Genomic DNA, 24,033 nt, shown 5'->3' with positions numbered 1-24,033 from the left:
GTTTGACCCTTGGCGAAACGCACCAAAGACTCCGTCTCCACGCTCCCCTCGCGGGAGGATCTCGTCGCCTTCATTTCCAGCGCGACCGGCAAGCTGGCCAAGCGCGACATCGCCAAGGCCTTCAACATCAAGGGCGGCGACCGGATCTGGCTCAAGCAGATGCTGAAGGACCTGGAGATCGAGGGCGTCGTCGACCGCCGCCGGAAGGTAGTCCACAGGGCGGGGCAGCTCCCTCCGGTGGTCCTGGCCGACATCACCAAGCGGGACCGGGACGGCGAGCTCATCGCGGTGCCGACCGAGTGGGATGCCGAGGAGCACGGGGATATCCCGACGATCATCATCACCCCTCCCCGCAAACCGCGCCCGGGCATGCCTGTCGCCGGTGTCGGCGACCGGGCGCTCCTGCGCGTCGACCCTCTGAAGGAGGGCGACATCCATCGCTATGCGGGCCGCGTCACCAAGATCATCGCCAAGAAGCAGGCCCAGGTGCTCGGCATCTTCCGGGCCCTGCCCGAGGGGGGCGGACGGCTCGTGCCGGTGGACAAGAAGGCCCGCGAGCAGGAACTCCAGATCAACCCGGGCGACGAGGGCGGGGCGCAGGACGGCGACCTGGTGGCGACCAGCATCGTCAAGCACGGGCGCTACGGTCTGCCCCATGCCAAGGTGCAGGAGCGCCTCGGCTCCGTGAAGTCCGAGAAGGCGATCAGCCTCATCGCGATCTATGCCCACAACATCCCGAACGTGTTTCCCAAGGATGTCCTGGAAGAGGCCGAGAAGGCCCAGCACGCGACGCTTGACGGCCGCGAGGACTGGCGGAAGCTTCCGCTCATCACCATCGACCCCGCCGACGCCAAGGACCACGATGACGCGGTCCATGCGGTGCCGGATCCGGACACCGGGAACGAAGGCGGATTCGTGGTCACGGTGGCGATCGCCGACGTGGCGGCCTATGTGCGGCCGGGCTCGGCCCTCGACCGCGAGGCGCAGGAACGGGGCAACTCGGTCTACTTCCCCGACCGGGTCGTGCCGATGCTGCCGGAGCGGATCTCCAACGATCTCTGTTCCCTGCGCCCCCAGGAGGACCGCCCTGCCCTGGCGGTGCGGATGGTGATCGGCCCCGACGGACGCAAGAAGAGCCACAGCTTCCACCGGGTGATGATGCGCTCGGCCGCCAAGCTCTCCTACCAGCAGGCGCAGGCCGCCATCGACGGCCGCCCGGACGAGACCTCCGGCCCGATCCTCGATTCCATTCTCAAGCCCCTTTGGGCGGCCTACGAGGCCGTGAAGAAGGCGCGCGACATCCGCGAGCCGCTGTTCCTCGACCTGCCCGAGCGCAAGATCGTGCTCAAGCCCGACGGCACCGTGGACCGGGTCTTCGTGCCCGAGCGGCTGGAGGCGCACAAGCTCATCGAGGAGTTCATGATCCTCGCCAACGTGGCCGCGGCGGAAACCCTGGAGAAGGCCGACAGCGACCTGATCTACCGGGTCCATGACGAGCCGTCCCTGGAGAAGATGCGGTCCTTGAGCGAGGTGCTGGCCTCCATCGGGCTCAAGCTTCCGACGCAAGGCGCCCTGAAGCCCGAGCTGTTCAACCGCATCCTGCGCAGCGTCGAAGGTTCGGAGCACCAGCTCTTCATCAACGAGGTGGTTCTGCGCTCCCAGTCGCAGGCGGAGTACTCGGCGGAAAACTACGGCCATTTCGGCCTGAACCTCAGGCGCTACGCCCATTTCACCTCGCCCATCCGCCGCTATGCCGACCTTATCGTGCATCGCGCCCTCATCAGTGCGCTCAAGCTCGGCAAGGACGGGCTGAGGCCCGACACGACCCGGGCGGAGCTGATCGAAGTCAGCGCCCGCATCTCGGCGGCCGAGCGGCGCGCTATGGCGGCGGAGCGTGAGACAATCGACCGCCTCATCGCGCACTTCCTGGCCGACCGGATCGGGGCCACATTCAACGGGCAGATCTCCGGCGTCACCAAGGCCGGGCTCTTCATCAAGCTCGAGGATACGGGCGCGGACGGGTTCGTGCCGGCGGCCACCATCGGCGAGGACTACTACGCCTTCGACGAGCGGACCCACTCCATGCGCGGCGAGCGCACGGGAGAGACCTACCGCCTCGGCGACAAGGTCGAGGTCAAGCTGGTCGAGGCGGCTCCCGTCGCCGGCGCGCTCCGCTTCGAGCTGCTCTCCAAGGGGCGCTACAGCGGCAGGCCCTCCGGAGCCAAGAAGGGGGCCAAGCGCATGCGCGGCGGCCCGAAGGCCGCCAAGGACAGCCGGCGCACGGCGACCCGCGTGAAGGTGAAGCGGTCGAGCCGCGCCCGATAAGGAACGACGATGCCCTATTCCATCGAAACCGCGACGCCACGCGATCCGGCTGCGGTTCCGGTCTTCACCGCCATGAGGCGCGGCTTCATGGGCCGCTGCCCGGCCTGCAACCGGGGCCGCCTCTTCGGCCGCTTCCTCAAGGTGGCGGACCAGTGCGATGCCTGCGGGACCGAGTTTCACCACCACCGGGCGGACGACTTCCCGCCCTACATCGTCATGTTCGTGGTGGGTCACCTGATCGGCTACGGCATCCTCATGACCGAGACCAGGATGGAGGTTCCCATGTGGCTCCATCTCGCGCTCTGGCCCGCCCTCACGCTCGTCCTGTGCCTTGCGCTTCTCCAGCCGGTGAAAGGCGCTGTCGTGGGCCTGCAATACGCGCTAGGTATGCATGGCTTCGGCGCGGCCCGCGCCGGGAGCGGAGAACAGGACGGGGAGCGGACACGTGACGGAGATGCAGGCGCAGCTGGAACAGATGGAACGCTTCGCGTCCGCGACGCGCGATCCTAAGGCCCCGGCGCTCCGCCCTGCCGACGCCGCCACCCTCATCATCATCGACCGCAAGGGACGCGCCCCCAAGGTGCTCATGGGCAAGCGCCATGCGGGACACAAGTTCATGCCCGGCAAGTTCGTCTTCCCCGGAGGACGGATCGAGGCGGGCGACCGTTCCATGGCGGTCGCGGGCGCCCTTCACCCGCGGGCCGAGCACGCCCTCATGGCGCGGGTGACCCGCCCCTCCGCCCAGCGCAGCCGCGCCCTGGCGCTGGCCGCCATCCGCGAGACCTTCGAAGAGACCGGCCTGCTTCTCGGCACCAAGGATTACGGCAGCCCTGACAGGGTGCCGGAAGGCACGCCCTGGGCCACCTTCAAGGAGCGGGGGATCTTCCCGGATCTCGAGGCCCTGCACTTCATCGGCCGCGCCATCACGCCGCCCAAGCGCGTGAAGCGGTTCGACACCCGCTTCTTCGCCGTGGACCGGACCGCCATCGCGGAAGAGATCGAAGGCGCCGTCGGCCCCGATTCGGAACTCGTGGAGCTGACCTGGGTCACCATCGAGAAGGCGCGGGCCCTGGACCTGCCGCCGATCACCGCCGTGCTCCTCTCGGAGCTGGAATCGCGGATCGCCGCCGGATTCGGCCATGAACTGCCGGTGCCCTTCTTCTACCAGAAGCGCGGCCGTTTCGTGCGGGAATTGCTGTAAAACCCGGGCTTTTGGCCGCCCATCCTCTCCGTCCGGCCTTTCTCGCCGAGGGAAAGTCTTGACGGAGCGGCCTAAATCGGGCATGGGAAGCCACGATTTTCTCGGCCGGGTTCGCCCGGCCTTTGCGTTTCGGCCACGCCGAGCGCCGAACCAAGAGGTCCGACCATGGCCAAAGCCGCAACCATCAAAGTGAAGCTCGTCTCCACCGCCGACACGGGCTATTTCTACGTGACGAAGAAGAACTCCCGCACGATGACCGACAAGATGTCGTTCAAGAAGTACGACCCGGTCGCCAAGAAGCACGTCGAGTTCAAGGAAGCCAAGATCAAGTAGCACTAAGCGGTCTAAGTGATTGTTTGTATTGGAAAAACCGCCTCAGAGATGGGGCGGTTTTTCCATGTTGGGTAACACAAGGGTAACGTCCAACTGCGCCTGGATTGTCTCAATGCCACTCGTTGACATGTACTCTTCGCGACTGAAAGCGGTATCTGGCGCGGAAGATATCTTCCAGTACGACAGCATCCCGGAAAAGCTTCGCATTCAGGTTTGGAACATCGTTAAGGCGGCCATCGGCCGGTCCTATGTCACCAGATACGAGTCATACAGTGCCGAGGATATTTACAAAGCGGTGCATCGCGCCGTTGCGCATGAGCACGGTCGCGAGACCTTGGCGAAGACCTTCTTGCCACAGGACGCAGATGTAGTTGAGAGGGCACTCAAGGCTGAAGAGGATCTTCTCGTCTGGCTTGACGTCGTAGAACTCTGTTTCAGAGCAATTGAGCGGCTGCTGTCTAAGTTTGATGCGGAGGATCGCTCCAATCGAAACATAGAAATTTCGGCTTCAGAAGCTGTTAAAGAGCTCAACGAGCGGTTCCGGCGCTCTGGTTTTGGCTATCAGTACGAAAGTGGCGCTCTCGTACGAGTTGATAACGAGTATCTACACAGGGAATTAACAAAACCAGCTCTCGCTCTGCTACAAGATAAGCGATTTGCGGGCGCGAATGAAGAATTTCGGTCAGCTCACGATCACTTTAAGAATGGCGAGTTTAAGGACTGCGCCGTAGATGCCAACAATGCTCTTGAGAGCACGATGAAAGCTATCTGCGAGGCGAAAGGCTGGACCTACTCGAAAGGTGCTACAGCCGGCGACCTGCTGAATGTATTAAGAAACAACGAACTGATCCCAGGCTATGTGAGTGGCTCATTCCAGCAACTTATCAACACCATTTCATCGGGTCTTCCCGCCCTCCGAAACAACACTGGGGGTCATGGTCAAGGGGCTGAGCCGATCGAAGTTCCTGAGTACGTCGTGGCTTACGCGCTCCACCTCGCCGCCTCGAAAATCCGGTTCCTCTACGAAGCGTTCCGCGCCTCTGAAGCTTCCTGAACATGTCAGAGGTGAACGATTTTGACTTATTCATCGGCCTGATCTTTGCGAAGCTCTACGAGGCTAGGCCGAGGAAGCTTGATCTCGATCCGTCCGATTTCGCGCTCTTAGAAGACAAGCCCGAAAAGACTGAGCATTGGGAAAGCACCATGGATTGGCTCCGCAAGGAGAGCTACATCCGGTGTCAACAAGTGGCGGACAATCTCGATGGCGAGACTGCCTACTTTGGCGTTGAACTCACAGAAAAGGGCTACAGAGCCTTAAATTCACTTCCGGCAGTTCTCAGGGCAAAGGGTGACGAGCGAGGCCTCGGTAATCAGTTGGTTGATGCCGCGAAGCAGGTTGGGATGAAGAGCGCGACCAAGCTTGCAGAGAAAGGCGTCGACGAGGGGACACGCCGTCTCGTCGACTTGGTTCATGGCCTTTTCTCGTAAGTTCCGCCATGGCTCCTTAGCTACGCCTAGTCACCAAAGAGCCACCGAGCACCACCCACGCCCAAGCCGACAACCCTATCGATGGCACCTGACTGGTCATAGACGATGAGCTGATCCGGCCCGGGTTCGTACCGACCACCGCGCCGCACATGAACGGTCTGCTGGACCACGAATGCAAAGTCAGGATCCACATAAATTTCGTGCAGCGGGTTAGGGTCGTTTGCGAGATCACCCGCCCCATTTGCGTCGATTTTCATCGTCGTAAGCCCCATGCTTCAGAAAATTACCTTTGATTGGTTATGCTCTTATAGGTGAATAGTCCGGATGTACGAAGAATATCAATGGTGAATGTGGGGATTTTACTTTAATCGTAGGGGAATTTACTCCCCAGTTCTGGTAAGCAAACCCTGATCCGTGCGCGGTTTAGCGGCTTTGGCCTCGCAGGAATAAACCACAGGAAAAATCGGTAACCCCTCTTGTCAAGTTCGTGACTAAGCCGGGGAATAAGATCTGCTGTCGGAACAGGAGTGGTTTCCGTGGAGAGTGGCCCTTTCAGTCCATTTAGACTGTCAGATCTCATCGCCTTCATAGCGGTCATCGTCGCATTGCTGTCGCCATTCGTGGCCTGGTGGCTAACCAGACGGAGCCAGCTCAATGATCAGAAACGGCAGACGCGCCAATCGATCTTCTCGGCACTCATGGAAAATCGCCATATGGTCGAGTCAAAGGAGACAGTCCGGGCTCTCAACCTCATTGATGTGGCGTTCCACGATCATCAACGAGTGCGTTACCTTTGGCGCGAGTATCATTCAATGATCACGAAGCCAGCATTTTTCGAGAACCTGATCGGCCTAGAGCTCCGAAACCAGAAGCTTCTAGAACTGCAGACGGAGATGGCTCGCGTATTGGGTTACAACATCGATCAGTTTGATGTTGAGAGAATTTACGCGCCTAACTGGCTTGACGAGGAGCAAGCCATTGCACGGCACGACAGAGCGACAAGAGCCGCTGCGATGCGCGCCTCACGGGAGACAGGAGCCCCACAAAATCTTCCTAAAGCTCAGTCATCCGGACCGAATCCAGCCCTATACCTCATGCAGTACTCGGCACCTCAGGGATCCAGCGGCTTTGGCAGTATATATCTCGGGAACGGCGTTCTGGGAGGGGGCGATGCGGCGGGTGTACGGTATGAAGGCACCTATCATGTCATTGGTGATCGATTGGTCATTTCAGCGACCATGTATGTGCCGGCAGGAGGCGAACTCGCGACCGGATTCAAAGCCGAGGAGTCGACTTCTCTACCACTCAACATTGAGCTCCCATTAAGTTTTGCGTCCGGCCAGGAGCACACACTCACAATCGGTGATCAGCCTTTGAATATCAGATTTGAAAAAATCAAGGATCTATAGGAGTTTACCCTCGCAGCATCCGGTTGCCGGCCCTCGCCGTCGAGGCTTTGTAGAGCGGCCCCTTGCCCCGACTGGCTCTGTCAGCCATACGGCCCTCAAGGGCATCAACGATGACCTCGATAGAGCCGTCGGGATGCTCGACGGCCGACGCCTCGGTTGGGCCATTGTTGTTGATGATGATCCTCGGGCCCGACTGGACCGGCTGAGACATCGCCGCGCCGATCGAGCGCGACGTTGCCACATCATCCCGGCTGAGCACCTTCTCGCCGGTCTGCAGGATAGCGTAGCGCTCATCATGGGCGAGCGTGCCGTTGTGGAAGCGAGGCGCGTTCTCGAAATGCGCTGGGTGGACAATGCGTGGTGTGCCATCGATGCCGACCGTTCCCCCCTCATGGAGAACAGCGCCAGTGATCGGATCAAAGTTGGCGATGGTCGCCCTGCCCCCGCCGAAGAAGCTGGAGAGGTTTATGCCTCCCTTCCCGAACAGTCCGGAGAGGGCTGAGTCCAGCGCCATGTCGATCAAACGATCAGCGAGCCTGTCGAGGGCGTTCGTCATGGCCTCGGCCGCATCCTTGCCCTGTCGCAGGTCAGAGATGACACCTTTCAGAGCATCGCCGGCCATGCCTTCGAACTCCTGAGACATGCGCGACCGCTCCCGCAGTTCCTCCATGCGTTGTGCCGCGGATGCCGCCGACATTCCGAGTTGCTCAATCTGAAGCGCCATTTCCGGCGTGATGGCCCGCCCTGCCTGCTGCGCTGCCGTCAGCAACTCCTGCTCGACCCGCAGCCGCGCCACCTCAGACGCGGTCTTGCCGTAGGCGTCCGCCTGCAGGTCTTGCCGGTCGTTCTGCCTCTCAAGGCGGTCGACGGCACGATCATAATCGTCGAGGCGCTCGCCTGAGCCACGGCGCCCGCCCCGGCCACCCCTGCCGCCCTTCACCGCCTTGGCATTGGCCTGCGCAATGGCCCGCTGCTTCATCTGCTCGCTGCGGGCGATCAGGTCATTGATACGGGCCTGCTCGGCGCCGCCGGCCCTGAGCTCCTCATAGGTCTTGAGCCGCGTCTTGTGCGCCTCCTCGGCCTCTGCCATTGCGCGCGCAACGGGTGTCATGCCCTCGCGCGCCAGTTTCTTCTCGGCTTCGGCGAGATCATTGACCGCCCTCTCCGTGGCGCGAATGGTCCGCTCCGTTGTGACCATTCCTTCCTCGTTGAGCCGGATCAGATCGGGCAGGGTGATCATGCTCTGCAGCCGCTTCTCCTGAAGCTGAGATAGCTCCCGACGGGCATTCTCGAGAGCGGCCATCTCCCGGGCGAGATCCTGGCGGCTGGCGTAGTCGTTGCGCCCCTGGAAGCCTGCAACGTTCATCTCATACTGCCGGACCGCCTGCTCAGCCCCTTGGATCCTCAACACTTCGCGGCCATCACCGAAGGCTGAAACGGCACTGGCCATTCCCCGCGCTGCGTTTGCAACGCCCTGAAACGCCCCTGCGAGCATGTCCGAAACGCCAAGCAGGCCGTCCATCTCGGCACCGAGCTGCAACAGGGCCGTTCCGGCGTTGGTCGACTCCTGTGCCATTGTGGAGGCGGTCTTCGCGAACTGGGCGTCAATGTCGGCCGAGCCGTTCTCGATGGCCTGGAACACCCGCTCGGCCGAGATCTTCCCATCCTCGGCCAGCTTGCGGAGATCGCCCATACCGACGCCGAACTCCTGCGCAATGAGCCGGGCCAGGCTAGGTGCCTGCTCAAGGACGCTGTTGAACTCTTCGCCGCGTAACACGCCGCTGTCGAAGGCCTGCCCCAGCTGCATGATTGCGCCGGCGGCGCCCGCCGCGGATCCGCCGTTGAGCTGAAAGGATTTAGTAACCGTTTCGACGACGCGGGAAACCTGCTGCTGACTGACGCCCAGTTCTTGCGTTGCGCGCTGAAGCGTCGAGTACAGGTCGACGGTTCCAGCCAGTTCAGAGCGGCTCCGTGTGGCCATCTCGACCAGCTCACGCTTGCCGCGCACCGACCATCTGAGAGGCCTCGCCGGCTGCAATGAGCCGGTTAGCGTAGGCCGTCCACTGATCACCGGCCCGTGCAATGCCTGTACCCGCCGCGATGACGCTTGCAACACCTGCCGCAATGCCTGCGAAGGCGCCGCCGCCGATCATGCCGACGCTGCCGCCGAGGCCAACCTGCGCCAGCATTGGGCTCATTTGGGACAAGGCCATGCTGAGCCGCCCATAGGCGTGCACGTTGTCATTGACCGCCACCGCCGATGTCGCGTGCTTCTGCCGGATCAGATCGGCCAGCCGTGCCTGTTCGGCCATGGTGACAAGGCCCTGCGCTCGGGCCCGGTCTACGGCCTGTTAGCACTTGATCCAATCGAGAGTAGCGGCCAGACAGAGAATGCCCATGAACGATGAGGCAGTCTTTTCGTAACGAGTTGCAATGGCGCGCCACTCTTTCAGCCTGGCCCAGAGGCGCTCGACGACATTGCGATTGTTATAAATCCAGTCCGGACAGGCTACCGGTGCCTCATTGGACTTGGCCGGGATTGCCGGCCTCGCACCGAGGCTCCAGATGTGCTCGCGGAAGCTGTGACTGGAGTAGCCACGATCGGCCACCACCCAAGCAGGCACACCTGGTAGACTATCGATCAGTGGAATGGCGTCAGGCAACTCATGCGCCTGACCGGGGGCAATCCGAAACGCGATCGCGCGTCCGAGAGCGTCGGCGATCACACAAGCCTTGGTGCCATAGCCACCACGAGAGCGGCCAAGTGCTTCACGATGGTCTCGTTGAGCTTGAGAGCCCCTTTTCGCCGCGCCCCGGCGGCCTTCTGGTGCGCCCGCACATTCGTCCCGTCCAGAAAGGTCATGCCGAGCTGGATGCCGCGCTCCTGCACCAGGTTGAGCAGACGCTCCCAGACACCCAGGCGAGCCCAGCGGATGAAGGTCTGAGCCGCTCGCCACCACGGGCGCAGTTCAGCGGGCACCGAGCGCCATTTGGCACCATTCTCGTGCCGCCACAGGATCGCCTCGAGTGTCCGACGCAGATCCTGCGGTGGTGTCTTACCCTTGGGACGGCATTGCTCCACCAGCGGCTCCAGCATCGCCCATTGTGCATCCGTCAGCATGGCTCCTCCTCAGACGGGACGAGCGAAACGCCTCCAGGTGCAAAGGGTTCAAGCCCTAACAGGCCGTAGATGACGGAAGTCTCACGAGTATCTCTTGGATGAGAACGGCCGACATCTATCCTGATGCTGGGACGACGACACCCCGTTCGCGACACTTGACCCTCACGTCCGCCCTCCGAAATGCCACACGGAGACCGAGACGAGATGATTGGTAACGTGCGGAAGCTCACAGGGGACCTTCCGGCAATGGTCTATGATCGCCTCCCTGCCGCGCCCAGCTTTCGGTGGGCCGATCAGCGGCACAGAAAGAGGATTGTAACCTGGGACGTGCTCCTTACGTAGCTCGAAGCCCGACAACTTACGGACGAGCGCGGCAAAAGCGCAGCCAGACTATGCCACTTCGGGACCTCTCTGGTTCTCGGTCCGATGTCGCGAAATCATCTGAATGAAGCCACTCTAAGACAATACTGGAAAGAAGATATGGAGGACCATGAGGGGGAGGACCGCGGTTGCGCGGACTGTCAGCCAGCCCAAGCTAACGCGAGTTGCCTTCTTGTACTAGGCTAGAGCAGCATCAATGCACTCCAGATAGTCATGCTGTTCTCGATCTTAGTTGCTCATGATTCTTCATTCAATCGGTTACACGAGAACCGGCTTTGTGAGTATGCAAGGGTCTGTTGCCGGCAGAGCCCAAGAAAATGGATCCAGGCGAAGCCGCAGCCTTTCAGGCGCTTGAGGCTACCGAGTGCCGGATTACATCGGGCATTGCACATCGCACGACGACCTAACGTCGAAGGCGGCTCGCGACGCATCTAATGGGAATCGCCCGATGCAAGGGCTTGTGGCGTTGCGCATGCGTGAGAATAAGCGCGCCGCGCTCTGTTGCCGCGACGGCGTTTGGCCCAATCCGTAACATATCTATCAATAGGATTCGCCACTATGTAATGTGGCGTGACAGGCTGGAACAACCCCTATCACGCCGGGCGCCCGCGATCAGAAGCGTACGTTGACGCCGATGCGGCTGATCCAGCCGTCGCTCTTAAAACGGTAGGCCGCCTGGTCGCCCGCCCGCGCGAGCGTCAGGTTCTCGTCCTTGAGATTATAGTAGAGCGTCTCTGACTTGATCGACACATTCTGCGTCAGGGCGATCTCAGTTCCCGCGCCGACCGTAAAGCCCGTCTTCACGTCATCACTCGTTGCCTGGAGCCCAACGCCAGGCGGAGTGACTGTGATCTGTCCCCTGTGCTCGATCTGGGCATAGGCCAAGCCGCCTGTGAGGTAAATCAGCGAGCGGTCAAAGAACGTCCCAAGATCTGGCACTGCCACGCCGACACGCCCTCTTACGCTGCCAAACCAGTTCATTTCGGAGCTGAGCTCCGTAGTAGCTGTGCATTGGCACGCCGGGTCTGCACTCGCCGGGCTCACGCTGCTACGCGCGCGACCCACGTCCGCCAGCGTGAAATCGGTTTCAATGCCTGCAACGACATTCCCGAACTGCATTTGGTAGCCGATCTGTCCACCGCCCCCGAGCCCATCGTCACCAAGGTTGGTGCGATTTGGAACCGCGGTTGCCGGCACTCCCACAATTCCGGTGCGGACTGCATCGCCAATGTTACGGATCCAGGCGCCGTGAACACCTGCATAGAAGCCCGTCCAGTTGAGGGTGGGGTTGACGATCACGGGCAGGTCATCCGCTGCCGCCAGCGCCGTTCCGGCGATCAGGGCTGCCGCAGAGAGGAGGAGGAACTTCATCATGATCTCCGATGATTTGGCCGGACTATAGGGCAACGGTCGTGTTATGCCTGTCACCACGCGGCAACATCCAGCACTCACGAGCTATGTTCATGGGTAAGGCGCAAGGCAGGACGAAAATTTCTCCTGCCTTGCTTTGGTCATCTTACAGAAGCAGGTCTCCGACCGAGAAATGGCCGATAACCTTGATCTGGAAGTCGGCCTTGCGGTCGCCGTCCGTGTCACCCATGAGGATGCCGCGGTCATACCGCAACTGCCCTGCCTTGCCGGTGAAGTCGGTCTTCAACAGCGACGCGTCGGCCTCGTCCGGGTTCACGAAGGCCATGTCCATGCAGGACCAGGTGAACGCTTGGTTGCCTTTGCGGGCTTCGTTTGCATCGATCCCTCGCAGGTCGATTAGATCCCGCCCAGACTGGAAGTCATAGATGGTATCGCGCTGCGATCCCACTCGGCTTTCCTGGATCGAATTGAAATCGAACACGTCCGCGCCAGACCCGCCATACAGTTTGTCCCGGCCGAGGCCGCCTACGATCCGGTCGTTGCCACTGCCGCCCTTTAAGGCGTCATTGCCGGCGTCGCCATAGAGCCGATCGTTGCCAGATCCGCCGTCGACGATGTCATTGTCAGCCCCGCCGCTAATCGTGTCATTGCTGGCACCTCCAGAAAGCTTGTCGCGCCCCTCGTTACCGTAGAGACGATCCTTGCCGGAGTTGCCGAACAATCGATCATCTCCAGCGCCACCATAGATGGTGTCGTTGTCTGCGCCACCGTTGATCGTGTCGTTGCCGGCCTCTCCGAAGAGCCTGTCACGTCCGTCGTAACCGTAGAGCAAGTCCTCGCCGGTGCCCCCGAAAAGTTGGTCATTGCCGGATCCGCCATAGAACTGATCATCGCCGGCATTGCCCTTAACGACTACCGAGCTTGCCGGGGAAGATACACTTTCATTGGCGCCGTACCCGTCAGTGTAGCTGACCACGACGGTTATCGCCTTTCCGACCTCATCCGGGGTAAGGGTTAAGGTCGCGCCTGTGGCTCCCTGGATCGCTACACCATCAGCCATCCACTGGTAAGTGAGCGTGCCCAAGCCATCCGCGTCAGCCAGGTTGTTGACGGCTGTCAGGGGTTGGCCCTCCCGTGCCTCGCCAGTGATCGTCACAGCGCCTGTGGGGGCGTCGTTGGCATTCGCTACAGGGATGGCGTCGCCCGCCACCGTCTCGAATGTACCGCCGAGATCGGTGTAGCTCATCACTGCCCGTACATGGCCGGCATCGACATCATCCTGCGTGAGCGCATAGTTCGCTCCCGTTGCACCGATGATGTTGACCCAGGTGCCGTCTGGCTGTCTGCGCTGCCATTGATAAGCAACGCTGGACGGATCGATACCCTCAGCATCGGCCACGTTGTTGGTGGCGGTCAGCATCTTGCCTTGAGTAGGCTCGCCTGCTACGTGCACCCCGCCGGATCCTGCGTCGTTCGTACCCGTCAGATTTACTGTCACTGTCGTCGTGGTGCCGTCAGCCGACGTGACAGTGAAGGTATCGGTATAGATCTGACCAGCCTCGAACTCGTCATGCGCTGAGGACGCCACGTAGTTCCACTTACCGTCCGTGCCGATCGTGAAGGTGCCATATTGTCCCGCCACGTTCGATTGCGCTACAAAGGTTGCAGGGCTGTCCACATCCGTGATGGTCAGTTGCCCGTTCGTCGACAGAACAGAGTCTGTTTCGATCAAGGTCTTGGTGTCCGACGACAGAACCGCCGCGTCATTGGTACCTGTTAGGTTGACCGTCACTGTAGTCGTGGTGCCGTCAGCAGATGTGACGGTGAAGGTGTCGGTGTAGGTCTGGCCGGCTTGGAACTCGTCGTGTGCCGAGGAGGCTGCATAGGTCCATTTGCCATCTGTGCCAATCGAGAAGGAACCGTACTGGCCCGCCACGTTCGACTGGGCCAAGAAGGTTGCAGGACTGTCCACATCTGTGATGGTGAGCTGTCCGGTGGAGCTGATCGCCGCCGCCGTGTCACCTTCCGTTAGGGTCACGGCGTCAGACGACAGCTGCGCCGCGTCATTGGTGCCGGTAATATTCACCGTCACCGTCGTCTTGGTGCCGTCTGCGCTGAACACCTCGAACACGTCGGAGACTTTCTCGCCATCTTTCAGCGCCGCATGCGCTGACGAGGCGACATAGGACCACGTGCCGTTCGCGCCAATCGAGAAGGAGCCGTACTGGCCTGTTGTGCCCGTCTGCGGCACAAAGGCTGCAGGGCTATCCACGTCCGAGATGGTCAGCGTGCCATTCGTCGACAGGACAGAACTCGTCTGCGTCAGATCCTTGATATCAGACGACAGGACTGCAGCGTCGTTGGTAGGAGTAATGTCAATAGTGGTGTTGGCTGTTTCCTGATCGCCGATGCCGTCTACTACATCCACATCAATCGTCCGAGGCGCATCCGGCGGCGTGTCGGATGTGGTCTCGTATTGGACATGCTGCGCCAGGGTACTGAGAACCGCGTCATTCACAACGGCTCGCTGCACGGAAAAGTTGTCGATATAAAGCGAACCGCCAGTCTTTTGGCCGCCTGTATAGTCGAAGCTGCCGGAGACAAATACAAACTGCCAGTTCCCGGCAGAGGGAACGATCACGCCCGCGGTCGTCCAAGGCGTGGTGGCAGTCGTGCTGGCACCACTCTGATTGAGGCAGATGACAGTCTCACCCGTATCCGCGTTCAACAGATAGCCGAAAGCGTCGAAGGCATCGTCGCCGCCCTCCGCCTTCCAGTCAAAGCGGAGAATATCGCCGGCGTTTGCGGCAAACGCATCGGAATAAACATAGGGCCCACGGATGATGCCGAACGGCTCCGAGTTCAGCTGCCCCGGATCAGCAGTATCATCCTGGCTGTGGAGGCGCAGACCGCGATTCCCAGCGGACGCATTGCTCCCACCAGTCACCACGTCCACACTGAAGGCCAATGGATCCACCATCGGACCATCGTCGCCGGGGGATATAGTTCCGTCATTGCCGGGCGGCATGGTGCTATCGACGGGAGACGGCCAACCGGCGATGTTGTCAGTGCCGAGAATGACACGGTCTTCCACAACGGTCCATTCCGACTGCCATCCGGTAGTCGGATCATCGCTTTCGAAGCTCGAGTCGTTGAAAACGCCGGTCGAGTTGCCGATGAAATGTACCGTCAGCGGCTGCCCATTCTGACCGTTCTCGGTTGCGTCCACTGTGCCGAGAAGATCGCGACCGGTTCCATTGCCGAGATAGACATTGCCGGAGGCATCAACGGAAATGGCTCCCGTTGCATTGGGATCACTATCGCTGAACAGTGATAGCTGGTCGCCGGGATCAGACCCACTCACATCGAAGGTGATTGAGCCGCCCGCGTAACCCAAGCCGCCGGTGAAAGTAACCCCTGACCCAAGAGTCTGGGGGGCGCCGTCCTCAGTGTAGGCAATGGGCGAGAGGCCGCCGATGACTGGCGCCGCTAGGACACCTGAATAGGACGGGATGTTCAAAAGCGGCGTCTGGACTCTTCCTAGCCGAATGTCCAAATTCCAGTCGCCACCCAGGTGCGCGGCGCCGGTTGGAGTCTCCGAAGCGGCCACGTTCGTGCCGGTCAGGCCAGCCAGTTGGGCGAGGAAGGCCTTCCCGCCCTCTCCCTCGGCCACGTTGCACCCATAGATCACGAGATCCGCATCGGGCGCGAGAGCCCTGCCGATGTCGACGAAATCCTCTGCGCGGGCGTCAAGGGTGACGGCGTCAATGACACTGGTCCCCAGCACGATGCCCCCCGGCTGGCCATGGCTCACAAGGTGGATAGCGGAGATGTTGTGCTTCCCAGCTAGGGCAGAACGGATTTGAGCAATTCCGTCCTCGCTTGAGCAAATGATCTTCACCTCAGCCGAGGCTGGGATCGCACTCACAATGCTTGCGACATCCGAGACAGATTGGTCGATGAGATACAGGACGTCTTTGGAATTGAAAATGTGTGACACGACCCTACCCCCAAAGGATTAGAAGAAAGCTGGGTCCTGTTCTCGCGGTATGCAGTCCTGTCGTCTTTCAAAATCCTTAGATCATTTCAAAATCCTGCGAACGCATTTGTCTGATCCAAGGATTTCAAGAACTTTCGGCGGTAAGCTCTATATGGCCAGGATAGAGCGATCTCCTGGCCGAGTGTGAGCTCACCTCCTCCGACCGGTCGGACCGGGCGAAATTCTATTTGGCTCCCCGCAGTTGAGCAGGGGTCAGATTCTTGTACTTGCGCATGGCGGTGGTCAGATGGCTCTGGCTGGAAAACCCGCTCCGGTAAGCAACCTCTGTAATCGGCAGATCACTACCGAACAACATCATCTCGGCTGCACTGAGGCGGAGGTGGAGCAGGTATCGGTGAGGGGATTGCCCGAAGGTCTTACTGAAAGCCTGGATGAAGTGCCCCGGCGAGAGCCCGCACAGAGCCGCAAGATCAGCCACCGACACCTTGCGGGAGAGGTTTTCCTGGAGGTAGTCCCGCACCCGCCGCGCCTTGTGCGCCGGCAATCCCCCTCGAGCTTTGGGACCTTTGCCCGAGCCGACATAGGTGCGCAGCAGATGAATCCCAAACAAGGTGATCAGGGAATCGACACAGAGTTCGCTTGCCGCCTCCCGCTCCGACAGCTCGGCTTTCAGCATATGGGCCAGAGAGAGAGCCTTCTGGTCCACAGTCCCAAAAGGGATCGGCTGAAGATCAACTCTGCTCCTGTCGAACTCTTGCTCAGCCAATTCTTCTAGGCTTCTTGGCCCAAAGCCGATGTGCATGTATTCCAAAGTTGAGGGCCAGAGCCATCGGCTGTCCACATGAGCGGGGCTGATGTCGATGCCTCCGACCGCCACGTCGAACGTCGTCAACCTGTCACTCCCGTAGCCAGCCGACACGCCAGGGCATGGAGCCAACCCGACCGCTATAAAATGGCCATCCGGCATAAAGGTCTCGGAATCGGGTGGGCGAATACAATGCACCGCCCCACCCCGGAAGGTTTCCACACGCAGCCCTGCCTCCTTCGGGATGATATTGAGGAGGCCAGGGATTCCGGCTCGGCTGTCAGCCTCCGTTTTGAGCTGATTGAGGAGTTTGGCTGGATGATCCATTGCGCTCCGTACCTTCAGTGTTTGCTCTGTGTTCTGATCCCCCAAAGTCAGCATCTTGAGCGGCTGATCTTCCCTAAGAGGATTATCCCATTTTTTCATAGGGAAACAGACCTGAACTCCAGCAAAGCTAAGCCTCCCCTGCGACCAATCCGCATAGCTGGAGAGGAGGCCGGCTCTGGAGAGAAGGGCCCAGCGGTTGCACGTGGTTCGATGTGAGTTCTGATCAGGTTGTTCCGGTGAGGACCCAAGTTGGCGTTCGCCTTTCAAGACCACAATGCGGGCGCTGCTGATTGTACTAGGCGTATTATCCCTGCATTGGCTGCTGTGATGAGGAAGCAGCAGGTGATATCGTCAGCACCGACACGGACGAAGCGGCCAACCAAGAGGCTACTCGAGCCTAGGACAAGTAGATCATAGATCCACCTCAAGTTAAAGCTAGCTTCGCAGAGCAAACCACGAGACCGCATTCTGTAAAAGCGGTTCCGTGAAAATCGCTTGTAGGCGCAAAGTTAAGATGTCACGATGGCAAACTAGCAATGTCACTCTCGCTGCTTCTGACCGATGTGAAAGAATACGGATAGGAGTGATGGCAATGGGAGCGCGATCAAGGCGGCTTTGAGGGCTGTCGACAATATGGTGTGATCCAGTCCGATCCGCTGCCCTCGATCGAACGGCGAATTTTTTCTGCATCGAAAGAGGAAAACCCCAATAGCTCCGCCAATACGAGGTTTCGCGGTTGGTCCGGCCGCCGAAAATTCAGATTCTGTCTAAATTGCCTTGAACATCGGACGAGAAGTCGGGTCCGATGAGGTCTACATTCCAGCAATTCTGGAGCCAGATCGAAGGCGCTGGTGGTGCGTCTACTTAAAGGTCCGACGCTCTGATATTCAAGGATTTGAGACCACTTCTAGTGCATCAACTCAGGCCGAGCTTCTTATCCCACCGTCTAGGCAAATCTAACGCCGATCCTAAAATTTCCGGCCGTGAAAAAGTTCTCCCCATGAGCCCCCATGCGGTTGAAACCCCTTAGGTGTTTCTGACTTTTGACCCGCCCTCCCCCTCATCACGCCGCCTCTGCTGTCGTCGTGTTGGGCTTCACGCCTATGAGCGCCTGCGCGAGCGTGAAGATGGCTCGATGGCTGATGACGGTCTCGGTGCGCTTGTCGGCGACGGAAGCCACAAGCTCAGGCCGGTAGAAGCCTTCCATGACCAGGTGGATGTCAGGATCTCACTGCGCGACGACCAGCACGGCGGAGGCGTCGTTGGGGTCCAATCCACGCACGATCAGCCGAGCCGATGGCCAGGGACGGGAGACGACCAGCTCCAACTCAAGAGCCCGGAGGTTCATCACCTGATCCTCCGGCACATTGGGGTAGGCGGACGTCAGAACCCGAAGCAGGTCTTCCCTGATCTTCAGCCCTTGTGAGAGCAGCACCTCAACCGCCTCGCCAAAGGTCGCGCAGCCTAGGACGGGATTGAGGGAGGGGAGCGGTGTTCCCGTTCGGCGTCCGGGGCTCTGCCACAGGCTCCGGTAGAGTTGCACCGCCCGAGGGCATGCAGAGGGAGGTGCATCCGCCATTGCTGCCAGAACCAGGTTTGCAGCCATGCGATCGTTGACCGCAGCCGCACCTCTTCCTCGCTTGCTGGGTGGCAGTTGACCTGCACGCCGCAGCACCATGGCTACCTCTTCGAACGTCTCCTTCCGACGTCCATCAAAGTCGGCGAGAACCTCCAGAAATGCCGGCAATTTGGTCACAGGCCACCTCACATCGTTCGATTGTGAGTATCGCCGTCATTTTGCATTTATGCAATAATTTAACCCATAGTATCCATATAAACTTGCAGAAATGCACATGTCTGGATAGCAACCTTCCGGCGCAAACAAGGGATAGCGGACGATCAGTGCTTCGACTTCTTCTGTCCTGCACTGACTTGGGGATGCTCTCTGATGCGCTCGGATGCTGCCTTCGTGGCTGCTGCTGCCCATAGCTGCACGAGCTCCGCAGCCATGCCCTTGCCTTTGAGGTTCTCGGCTTGCTTGTCGATATGCTGGGACACTACCCGAACGTAAGCCGCGCCTGAGTCTTGCACTGGAGCAGATGCAAGGAGAGACGAGCTTAGGTCTGCAACCTGCCGACAGTACTGCTCCCCGCCTGGCGAGCTGCTTCACGGGCTTTAGTGATAGGGCTCATTTGTCATGTTCCTCGCGCGCAGACGCTACATCCTGATAGGTCGATTCAGTACCGTTGGACCCAGAGGACCACAGACGCAACGCTGGGGTTTCTAGGTTCTGATTTCTTTTCTCCAAAACCCATACAACGAGATCTGTAGTGCCCAGTCGATCTTTTAATCTGAGTGCTAGCTGGATACAGCTTAGTGGCTCGACCCCGTATGTATTGCGAACTCCCATAGGGAGGAGCTTAGTGGCCGTGCGCGCGAAGCGATTATATCCACCGCCTGTCAATTGGTAGCAATACCAGTTTAGAGTTAAACAAGCACGGTCAGATACCTGGAAGCCCCGACAGTTACGGATTTGCGGGCGATCAAAATCTTTTTCTGTTGTTGTGGATAATTATCCAGCACGCCCAATGCGGTCGAACTCAGCATGAGTGAGATCAAGCGAGACATGAGGCTTCCAGCGTCTAGGATGCTGAAGCGAGCGCCAGTAGAGCGTGATCCTCGCAGCCTCGCCCGGGTCAATTTCTGGCCGATTGACTGCGAGTAAAGGCAGGAGCTTGCTTTCATTGGCTTCCAAAGTGAACTCGATCGGCGCCCTGTCCTCTGCATGCGCATATGCGTCAGGTGAATCGTCCCCCCAGACTTGGAAGAGCGGCGGATCACCCTGCACGACGATGTTCTCGATGTAGATCCTGTGTGGCCCTGGATTGGTCACTTTGAGGCTCATGTAAATGTTTCCGCCTCGATAATGCCTGAAGGGCCACACCTCCATCGTTGGGCGGTCCTGCAACACCTTGCTCAGCACCTTCCCGAACACGGTTACGGCCGGGCCTATAAGTGCCCCTAGAAAGCTCATCCCCACGGTCCTTTTGCGCAAGGATCTTTTGAGTATTCGCGGCCGCGCTGAGGCCCGCGCAAGAGCGGGTTACACTGGAGGTGTACTGAGTTTCCAACCACGCTTGATATGACACCTTCCAAACACCTCACAACGACGCACTATCCGGCTCCATAAAGCGTCTTCTCGGAATCAAACCGCTACCCGAGGCTCATCACTAGCGAGCGGCTCAAAACGGTCCTTCAGTACCTCAAACGTATTGCGGGCAATGAATAGGCTGCCATCGAGGGCTGCATTGCGCTTCTCAATCCGCTGCCACGCCTGCTCATCAGAGCAGGAGAGGTGATAGAGGCGCACCTCCGCCCCGATTCTGGCGACCTGCGCCCGTGTCTCATCGCGCTGGCTGCGTGACCAAAAACCCAGGTCAAGAACCACGTCCAGCCCGAGTTCTAGGCAGCGTGGCCAGACAGCTCCAATCTGCTCTGAGACGCGCCGGTGATTTTCGGGAAAATGCTCAAGGGGAGGATCCGTCCCGTAGAGCCGGGCCATCCACTCATCGTGAGTGAACCGGATAGCTGGAAGGCTCAGTTCCAGCTGACGGGCGAACGTGGTCTTCCCCGCACCAAGGTAGCCATGGATGAGATGAGCTGTTGCCATTGTGCGAAACAATAATACAGATGCTGCCCCGTTCAATGCCTCTGGTGTTCCATAAAGGGCGTACTGCGAATTGCGGAGCATTTTTCACACGCGGGACAGCCTAAAGCAGTTCCCGCAAGCGGCGGGACTCCTCGCTGACGGCAACGGTCTCCAGCGTTAGGGTGTGCAGCCAGTCCCGGAGGGCTTAGCGCCTCTTGCGGAGCGCGTGCAACTCCGCCCGGAACTGGTGATTGCGCTCCATCACAGCCTCATCACGAGCGTGTTGAGGGTCACTAGTCCTATCGGCAGAGTGTTTCGAGCGCGTTGGCTGCTTTGTGCAGGAATCGCGCCTCAAGCCCATCACTGCGGAGCATGTCGGCCAGCATATCCGTAGCAATCCTGGCCACTCCGAACGCCTCTTCGTATGTCGTGATAGGGCAGGCATCCAGATCGGCATAGGCTCGCTCAAGTGCCTCCGTGCGCAGATCCTCGAGCTGATCGAGGAGAGGCTCAGATAGGTTCAAGTTGGCCTTTCCCAATGCGTGTAACGCTCTGATCCGCTCGACGGTCGACTGGGTAATGGCTTCCTGTTCGCGATCCATGTGCATGTCGCGTTGCTCCGTTAATCGACTGTTGATACTTTTGGATCATAGATGTCTGATCCAAAAGGATCAGGCGTTATGATTACCGCGTCGCAAATTCGTGCTGCTCGTGCACTTCTCGGCCTTTCTCAAAGCGAAGTGGCGGAGCGTGCAGGAATATCTGTCCCTAGCCTCAAGCGTGCTGAGGCAGGATCGACCATCAAAGTTTCGAGTAATCTAGTTAGCGCCATTCGGTCGGCACTGGAGGCTGAAGGTGCGGTGTTCATCTCTGCAGGTGAGACGACGCAGGGCGGCCCGGGTGTGCGTCTCAAGCAGCCGTGAAGCGCTCGGTCACGGGCGCTTTCTCCCCTGGATCGAGGCTGAGTTCGGAATGACTGATCGGACGGCCCTGAATTTATGCGTGTCGCAGAGCAGTTCGGGGCGGTATCCGAAACCATCTCGGATTTGACGCCCAGCGTCCTCTACGCACTCGCCGCCCCGTCCACTCCTGAGCCTATCCGCGAAGTGGCACTGCAGAGGGCCTAAGGTCAGAGGAAAACATTCGCCACTCCAAAACGATATTCGGCATTCACATTCGTCACGCGTTCTGCCCAAACTGGTCGGGCACTGCCAGTGAGGAGATTGCGCGATGGCAGAACAGGGTGATGACCTTCCACCTCTTGATCCATTGCTCGTCGAGTTCGTGCGGGCGCTCGCGCGTGACCATGCTAGACAGGATATCCAGAAACGCGAAGAGGAACGCAGACAGCGCGAAGAGGCAGACGCTCGGGAACGCCAGCGCCTAGGGGTCGGCTACGGACATGAGTTTGATCTCGTGGATGGCGACGTATTGATGTTCTATGTTGCTCACGGTGCGACTTCCGCTGATGCGCACCGGCTAATGCGGGCCCACGCGAAGGCGCATCATCCAAAGGCCTCCGTGCACCATCTTGGCCCCTTGTCGATGAATGAGTTGGTCAACGAAAGGGTGCCGGTTGGTACTGTGAAACTGATTGCCTCTTCCGCTCCGACAAAGGGTTCGAAGCAGCAAGTTGTGCAGCGGTGGCGCAAGATTAGAACGACAAAAAGAGACTGCTAGAAGCCGTGCACCCAGATAACCGCGACCGCAGAGCACACATAGCGCTTCTTCTCTTTTTGATTTCAGACTGAAGCGAGACGGGGTGCGCTCTACGAGCAATCAAATAGGAGCATAGTTCGTAGTGCACCCCACCCCGAATTATAGATCGTAGTAGCGAAAATGAGCCTAGGACTGGTGACGCGTTTTCGCGCCTAAGAGACAGCTGCATGGAGGCGCGTTTTCGCGTCCGGACTAGGAGCGATTTCGCGTCCGGCTTTTTGTTTTTGGCGAGGGTGAGAGGTCTGGCTTCTGGCTTCGGCCGCTCTCTGCATAAGTGCCGCCGCCTCCTCAGCCGTTGCAATCCGGCGCCATTCGTCTGTCGGAGCGGGGCTCTTCCCGGTGCCGTGGATGTATGTCAGCCGGTATAGCGACGGGGTTCGGAACTCGGCCGCGGATCGATAACCTTGCCTGGTGATCTCCAGAAACCCGAGGGCAACGCATTGGCGTATTGCCAGGGCTACAGATGCCCGTCGTATGCCTGCGGCCTCGAAATCGGAGTACGTACACGGCAGGGCTCCATTCTCTGCCCCGCCGTGGCGCATATGCTCTAGCTCAATACGGTCCAGAATACGACGTGCGTTATCGGGCAGGGCACCCCACGCGATTGACTCACGCATGTCACGCCGATGGGCAACGAATGACTCGGTGATGCTGTTACGCTTACGCTTTCTGCTCACGGGGCGCCTCCCGGTGTGAGCACGAGAGACCAAAGCTCTGCCCGGATGGCGCTCTCCAAGGCGCAACGCTCCTGTTCAATGAGTTCGGGCGCAACACCCTTTCGGGTCATGGCATCGACTTGGATCTTGAGTTGGCGGGCGAGATGCTTCTCGCCTGCAGAATGGGACAAGGATGCTATGTGTTGGGCGTGCCGCAGCACGAAGCTGCGACGCCGCACGCTGGGGAATGGGATGACGCGGGCGCTCATGCCGTGCCTCGAGACTTCTTCTTCAGGATTAAGGGCCATTCCTTTGGCCTGAGGCGGAATAGCCGAGACGGGCCGCGACGCCCGCTGATTTGCTCCGCTATTGCCTGGTTAGCGGCAGAAAGAAGCCGCTCGCGCTCGAGCTCGCGTATGCGATCCGCGGTGCACGGGCCCGAAAGCGGATGGCTCTCCTGCGCAAAGAACTCGCATTCGATGCAATCTTGGAGAGCTTCCACAGCCTGCGCATAGGTTTCGGTTATGTCCCCAGATCCATAATGGTCTACGACTTCGAAAATGGCTCTCGCGAGCAAGGGCAACGGTCCGGTCAGGATCTTAGCGCGCTCGCAGATTGTTGAGATAGGGAGGTCTCGACCGAAGAACTGAACCTTCGGCTCGGGCAGGTAAGTCAGTTCACCCGACGCACCATAGATATGTCCCCATTCGCGAACATTTTCGTTCTTTCTCTCCCAGTCGATGAAAGCTACAGCCGCAGTCGCAAAGGCTTCTTTGAGGTCTGCCGTCATAGCTGGCCTCCCATTTGAAGCCGGCGCTCAAGCAGCGCGGCGATGTCGGCGGCTGCCTGCTCGGACATGCCGAGCTCTAAGGCGTACGCCAGGACGTTGAGGGGGCGCGGTGTCACGCCGCGATCCCTGAGTTCAGCGATGAGCTCGTTAAGATGCTGGGCCGATGCCGGGTCGTTGGAGTAGGCATCCAAAGCGGCGTTGCGGAGGTCACTCATGGAGGGCTCCCCTGATCTCCAAAGGCTGCACTTCCACAAACGTGATAGTGACGACGCAATGGGCTTTGCGGCCGGTCGTGCCAGCATACCAAGCGACCATGTAGTTCATGGTCTGCGCGATGCCCCTGATAAAGGGGGACACAATCCTTGCATCCTCCAGTGATGCAGATTGGACATCTACGACGGAGTTGTTGGGGTCGTCTGTGGCTGTGAGGGTGACAGAGATGTTGCGCTTGCTCATCG

General features: G+C 59.6%; 25 protein-coding genes. 9 read left to right on the top strand and 16 right to left on the bottom strand.

Annotated elements, in window-relative coordinates; all coding sequences use genetic code 11:
* The first annotated feature begins 9 nt into the window (after positions 1 to 9).
* From rnr to LGR44_RS16560, 6 genes are all read left to right on the top strand, one after another.
* A complete protein-coding gene (gene rnr, locus LGR44_RS16585) occupies positions 10 to 2,325 on the top strand; it encodes a ribonuclease R (protein WP_226741818.1) in 2,316 nt (771 codons plus the stop codon).
* A 9-nt stretch (positions 2,326 to 2,334) separates the two neighbouring features.
* The gene (locus LGR44_RS16580; RefSeq protein WP_226741817.1) at positions 2,335 to 2,835 is read left to right on the top strand and encodes a DUF983 domain-containing protein; all 501 of its coding nucleotides are present in this window, start codon (positions 2,335 to 2,337) and stop codon (positions 2,833 to 2,835) included.
* Positions 2,780 to 3,526, top strand: a complete 747-nt coding sequence (locus tag LGR44_RS16575; protein ID WP_404809941.1) for an NUDIX hydrolase — start codon at positions 2,780 to 2,782, stop codon at positions 3,524 to 3,526. The genes LGR44_RS16580 and LGR44_RS16575 overlap by 56 nt, the downstream gene beginning before the upstream one ends.
* Positions 3,527 to 3,691: 165 nt before the next feature.
* Positions 3,692 to 3,859 carry a 50S ribosomal protein L33 gene (rpmG, locus tag LGR44_RS16570; RefSeq protein WP_091138407.1) on the top strand — a complete coding sequence of 56 codons (168 nt, stop codon included), beginning with the start codon at positions 3,692 to 3,694 and terminating at the stop codon, positions 3,857 to 3,859.
* Between the two features lie 112 nt (positions 3,860 to 3,971).
* Positions 3,972 to 4,913 carry an STM4504/CBY_0614 family protein gene (locus LGR44_RS16565; protein WP_226741816.1) on the top strand — a complete coding sequence of 314 codons (942 nt, stop codon included), beginning with the start codon at positions 3,972 to 3,974 and terminating at the stop codon, positions 4,911 to 4,913.
* Positions 4,914 to 4,915: 2 nt separating this feature from the next.
* Positions 4,916 to 5,347: a hypothetical protein gene (locus LGR44_RS16560; RefSeq protein WP_226741815.1), complete on the top strand. Its 432-nt coding sequence runs from the start codon at positions 4,916 to 4,918 to the stop codon at positions 5,345 to 5,347.
* A 26-nt stretch (positions 5,348 to 5,373) separates the two neighbouring features.
* Here the strand turns inward: LGR44_RS16560 and LGR44_RS16555 are convergent, their stop codons facing one another.
* Positions 5,374 to 5,604, bottom strand: coding sequence for a hypothetical protein (locus tag LGR44_RS16555; RefSeq protein ID WP_226741814.1), 231 nt, complete (start codon positions 5,602 to 5,604; stop codon positions 5,374 to 5,376).
* A gap of 279 nt (positions 5,605 to 5,883) precedes the next feature.
* Here LGR44_RS16555 and LGR44_RS16550 point away from each other — a divergent pair, with 279 nt between their 5' ends.
* The gene (locus LGR44_RS16550) at positions 5,884 to 6,756 is read left to right on the top strand and encodes a DUF6680 family protein (RefSeq protein ID WP_226741813.1); all 873 of its coding nucleotides are present in this window, start codon (positions 5,884 to 5,886) and stop codon (positions 6,754 to 6,756) included.
* Between the two features lie 4 nt (positions 6,757 to 6,760).
* On the opposite strand, the gene LGR44_RS16545 is transcribed toward LGR44_RS16550, so the two are convergent.
* The 11 genes from LGR44_RS16545 to LGR44_RS16495 all read right to left on the bottom strand — a co-directional run bounded on the left by LGR44_RS16545 (position 6,761) and on the right by LGR44_RS16495 (position 21,018).
* Entirely contained in the window at positions 6,761 to 8,764 is a 2,004-nt protein-coding gene (locus LGR44_RS16545; RefSeq protein ID WP_226741812.1) for a tape measure protein, read from the bottom strand.
* Complete coding sequence (locus LGR44_RS16540; protein ID WP_226741811.1) at positions 8,748 to 9,068, bottom strand: hypothetical protein; 321 nt, start codon at positions 9,066 to 9,068, stop codon at positions 8,748 to 8,750. Before LGR44_RS16540 ends, LGR44_RS16545 begins: the two co-directional genes overlap by 17 nt.
* 39 nt (positions 9,069 to 9,107) lie before the next feature.
* A protein-coding gene (locus LGR44_RS16535) for an IS5 family transposase (protein ID WP_226741810.1) occupies positions 9,108 to 9,877 on the bottom strand; the annotation gives its coding sequence in 2 pieces (ribosomal slippage) (positions 9,108 to 9,556 and positions 9,556 to 9,877; 771 coding nt in all).
* Between the two features lie 993 nt (positions 9,878 to 10,870).
* Positions 10,871 to 11,632: an outer membrane protein gene (locus LGR44_RS16530; protein WP_226741809.1), complete on the bottom strand. Its 762-nt coding sequence runs from the start codon at positions 11,630 to 11,632 to the stop codon at positions 10,871 to 10,873.
* 142 nt (positions 11,633 to 11,774) lie between these two features.
* A complete protein-coding gene (locus LGR44_RS16525) occupies positions 11,775 to 15,629 on the bottom strand; it encodes a VCBS domain-containing protein (RefSeq protein ID WP_226741808.1) in 3,855 nt (1,284 codons plus the stop codon).
* A gap of 223 nt (positions 15,630 to 15,852) precedes the next feature.
* Complete coding sequence (locus tag LGR44_RS16520) at positions 15,853 to 16,860, bottom strand: AraC family transcriptional regulator (protein ID WP_226741807.1); 1,008 nt, start codon at positions 16,858 to 16,860, stop codon at positions 15,853 to 15,855.
* A 964-nt stretch (positions 16,861 to 17,824) separates the two neighbouring features.
* Positions 17,825 to 17,968, bottom strand: a complete 144-nt coding sequence (locus LGR44_RS16515) for a hypothetical protein (protein WP_226741806.1) — start codon at positions 17,966 to 17,968, stop codon at positions 17,825 to 17,827.
* 21 nt (positions 17,969 to 17,989) lie between these two features.
* Positions 17,990 to 18,517: a hypothetical protein gene (locus tag LGR44_RS16510; RefSeq protein ID WP_226741805.1), complete on the bottom strand. Its 528-nt coding sequence runs from the start codon at positions 18,515 to 18,517 to the stop codon at positions 17,990 to 17,992.
* An 816-nt stretch (positions 18,518 to 19,333) separates the two neighbouring features.
* Positions 19,334 to 19,666, bottom strand: coding sequence for a hypothetical protein (locus LGR44_RS16505; RefSeq protein ID WP_226741804.1), 333 nt, complete (start codon positions 19,664 to 19,666; stop codon positions 19,334 to 19,336).
* 300 nt (positions 19,667 to 19,966) lie between these two features.
* The gene (locus tag LGR44_RS16500; RefSeq protein ID WP_226741803.1) at positions 19,967 to 20,512 is read right to left on the bottom strand and encodes an AAA family ATPase; all 546 of its coding nucleotides are present in this window, start codon (positions 20,510 to 20,512) and stop codon (positions 19,967 to 19,969) included.
* A gap of 197 nt (positions 20,513 to 20,709) precedes the next feature.
* Entirely contained in the window at positions 20,710 to 21,018 is a 309-nt protein-coding gene (locus LGR44_RS16495; protein WP_226741802.1) for a hypothetical protein, read from the bottom strand.
* A gap of 72 nt (positions 21,019 to 21,090) precedes the next feature.
* Here LGR44_RS16495 and LGR44_RS16490 point away from each other — a divergent pair, with 72 nt between their 5' ends.
* Complete coding sequence (locus tag LGR44_RS16490; protein WP_226741801.1) at positions 21,091 to 21,333, top strand: helix-turn-helix domain-containing protein; 243 nt, start codon at positions 21,091 to 21,093, stop codon at positions 21,331 to 21,333.
* Between the two features lie 307 nt (positions 21,334 to 21,640).
* A complete protein-coding gene (locus LGR44_RS16485; RefSeq protein WP_226741800.1) occupies positions 21,641 to 22,090 on the top strand; it encodes a hypothetical protein in 450 nt (149 codons plus the stop codon).
* A gap of 712 nt (positions 22,091 to 22,802) precedes the next feature.
* Here LGR44_RS16485 and LGR44_RS22050 read toward each other — a convergent pair.
* The 4 genes from LGR44_RS22050 to LGR44_RS16465 are packed head-to-tail and all read right to left on the bottom strand — an operon-like array spanning position 22,803 to position 24,031.
* Entirely contained in the window at positions 22,803 to 23,054 is a 252-nt protein-coding gene (locus LGR44_RS22050) for a DUF6074 family protein (RefSeq protein ID WP_226741799.1), read from the bottom strand.
* Positions 23,051 to 23,575 carry a hypothetical protein gene (locus tag LGR44_RS16475; protein WP_226741798.1) on the bottom strand — a complete coding sequence of 175 codons (525 nt, stop codon included), beginning with the start codon at positions 23,573 to 23,575 and terminating at the stop codon, positions 23,051 to 23,053. Before LGR44_RS16475 ends, LGR44_RS22050 begins: the two co-directional genes overlap by 4 nt.
* Positions 23,572 to 23,790 carry a hypothetical protein gene (locus LGR44_RS16470; protein ID WP_226741797.1) on the bottom strand — a complete coding sequence of 73 codons (219 nt, stop codon included), beginning with the start codon at positions 23,788 to 23,790 and terminating at the stop codon, positions 23,572 to 23,574. The genes LGR44_RS16475 and LGR44_RS16470 overlap by 4 nt, the downstream gene beginning before the upstream one ends.
* Complete coding sequence (locus tag LGR44_RS16465; protein ID WP_226741796.1) at positions 23,783 to 24,031, bottom strand: hypothetical protein; 249 nt, start codon at positions 24,029 to 24,031, stop codon at positions 23,783 to 23,785. Before LGR44_RS16465 ends, LGR44_RS16470 begins: the two co-directional genes overlap by 8 nt.
* Positions 24,032 to 24,033: the final 2 nt, after the last annotated feature.

It is taken from the genome of Microvirga lenta (genome assembly GCF_020532555.1).
GTDB lineage: Bacteria > Pseudomonadota > Alphaproteobacteria > Rhizobiales > Beijerinckiaceae > Microvirga > Microvirga lenta.
This window is presented reverse-complemented; position numbering and strand designations above follow the sequence as displayed.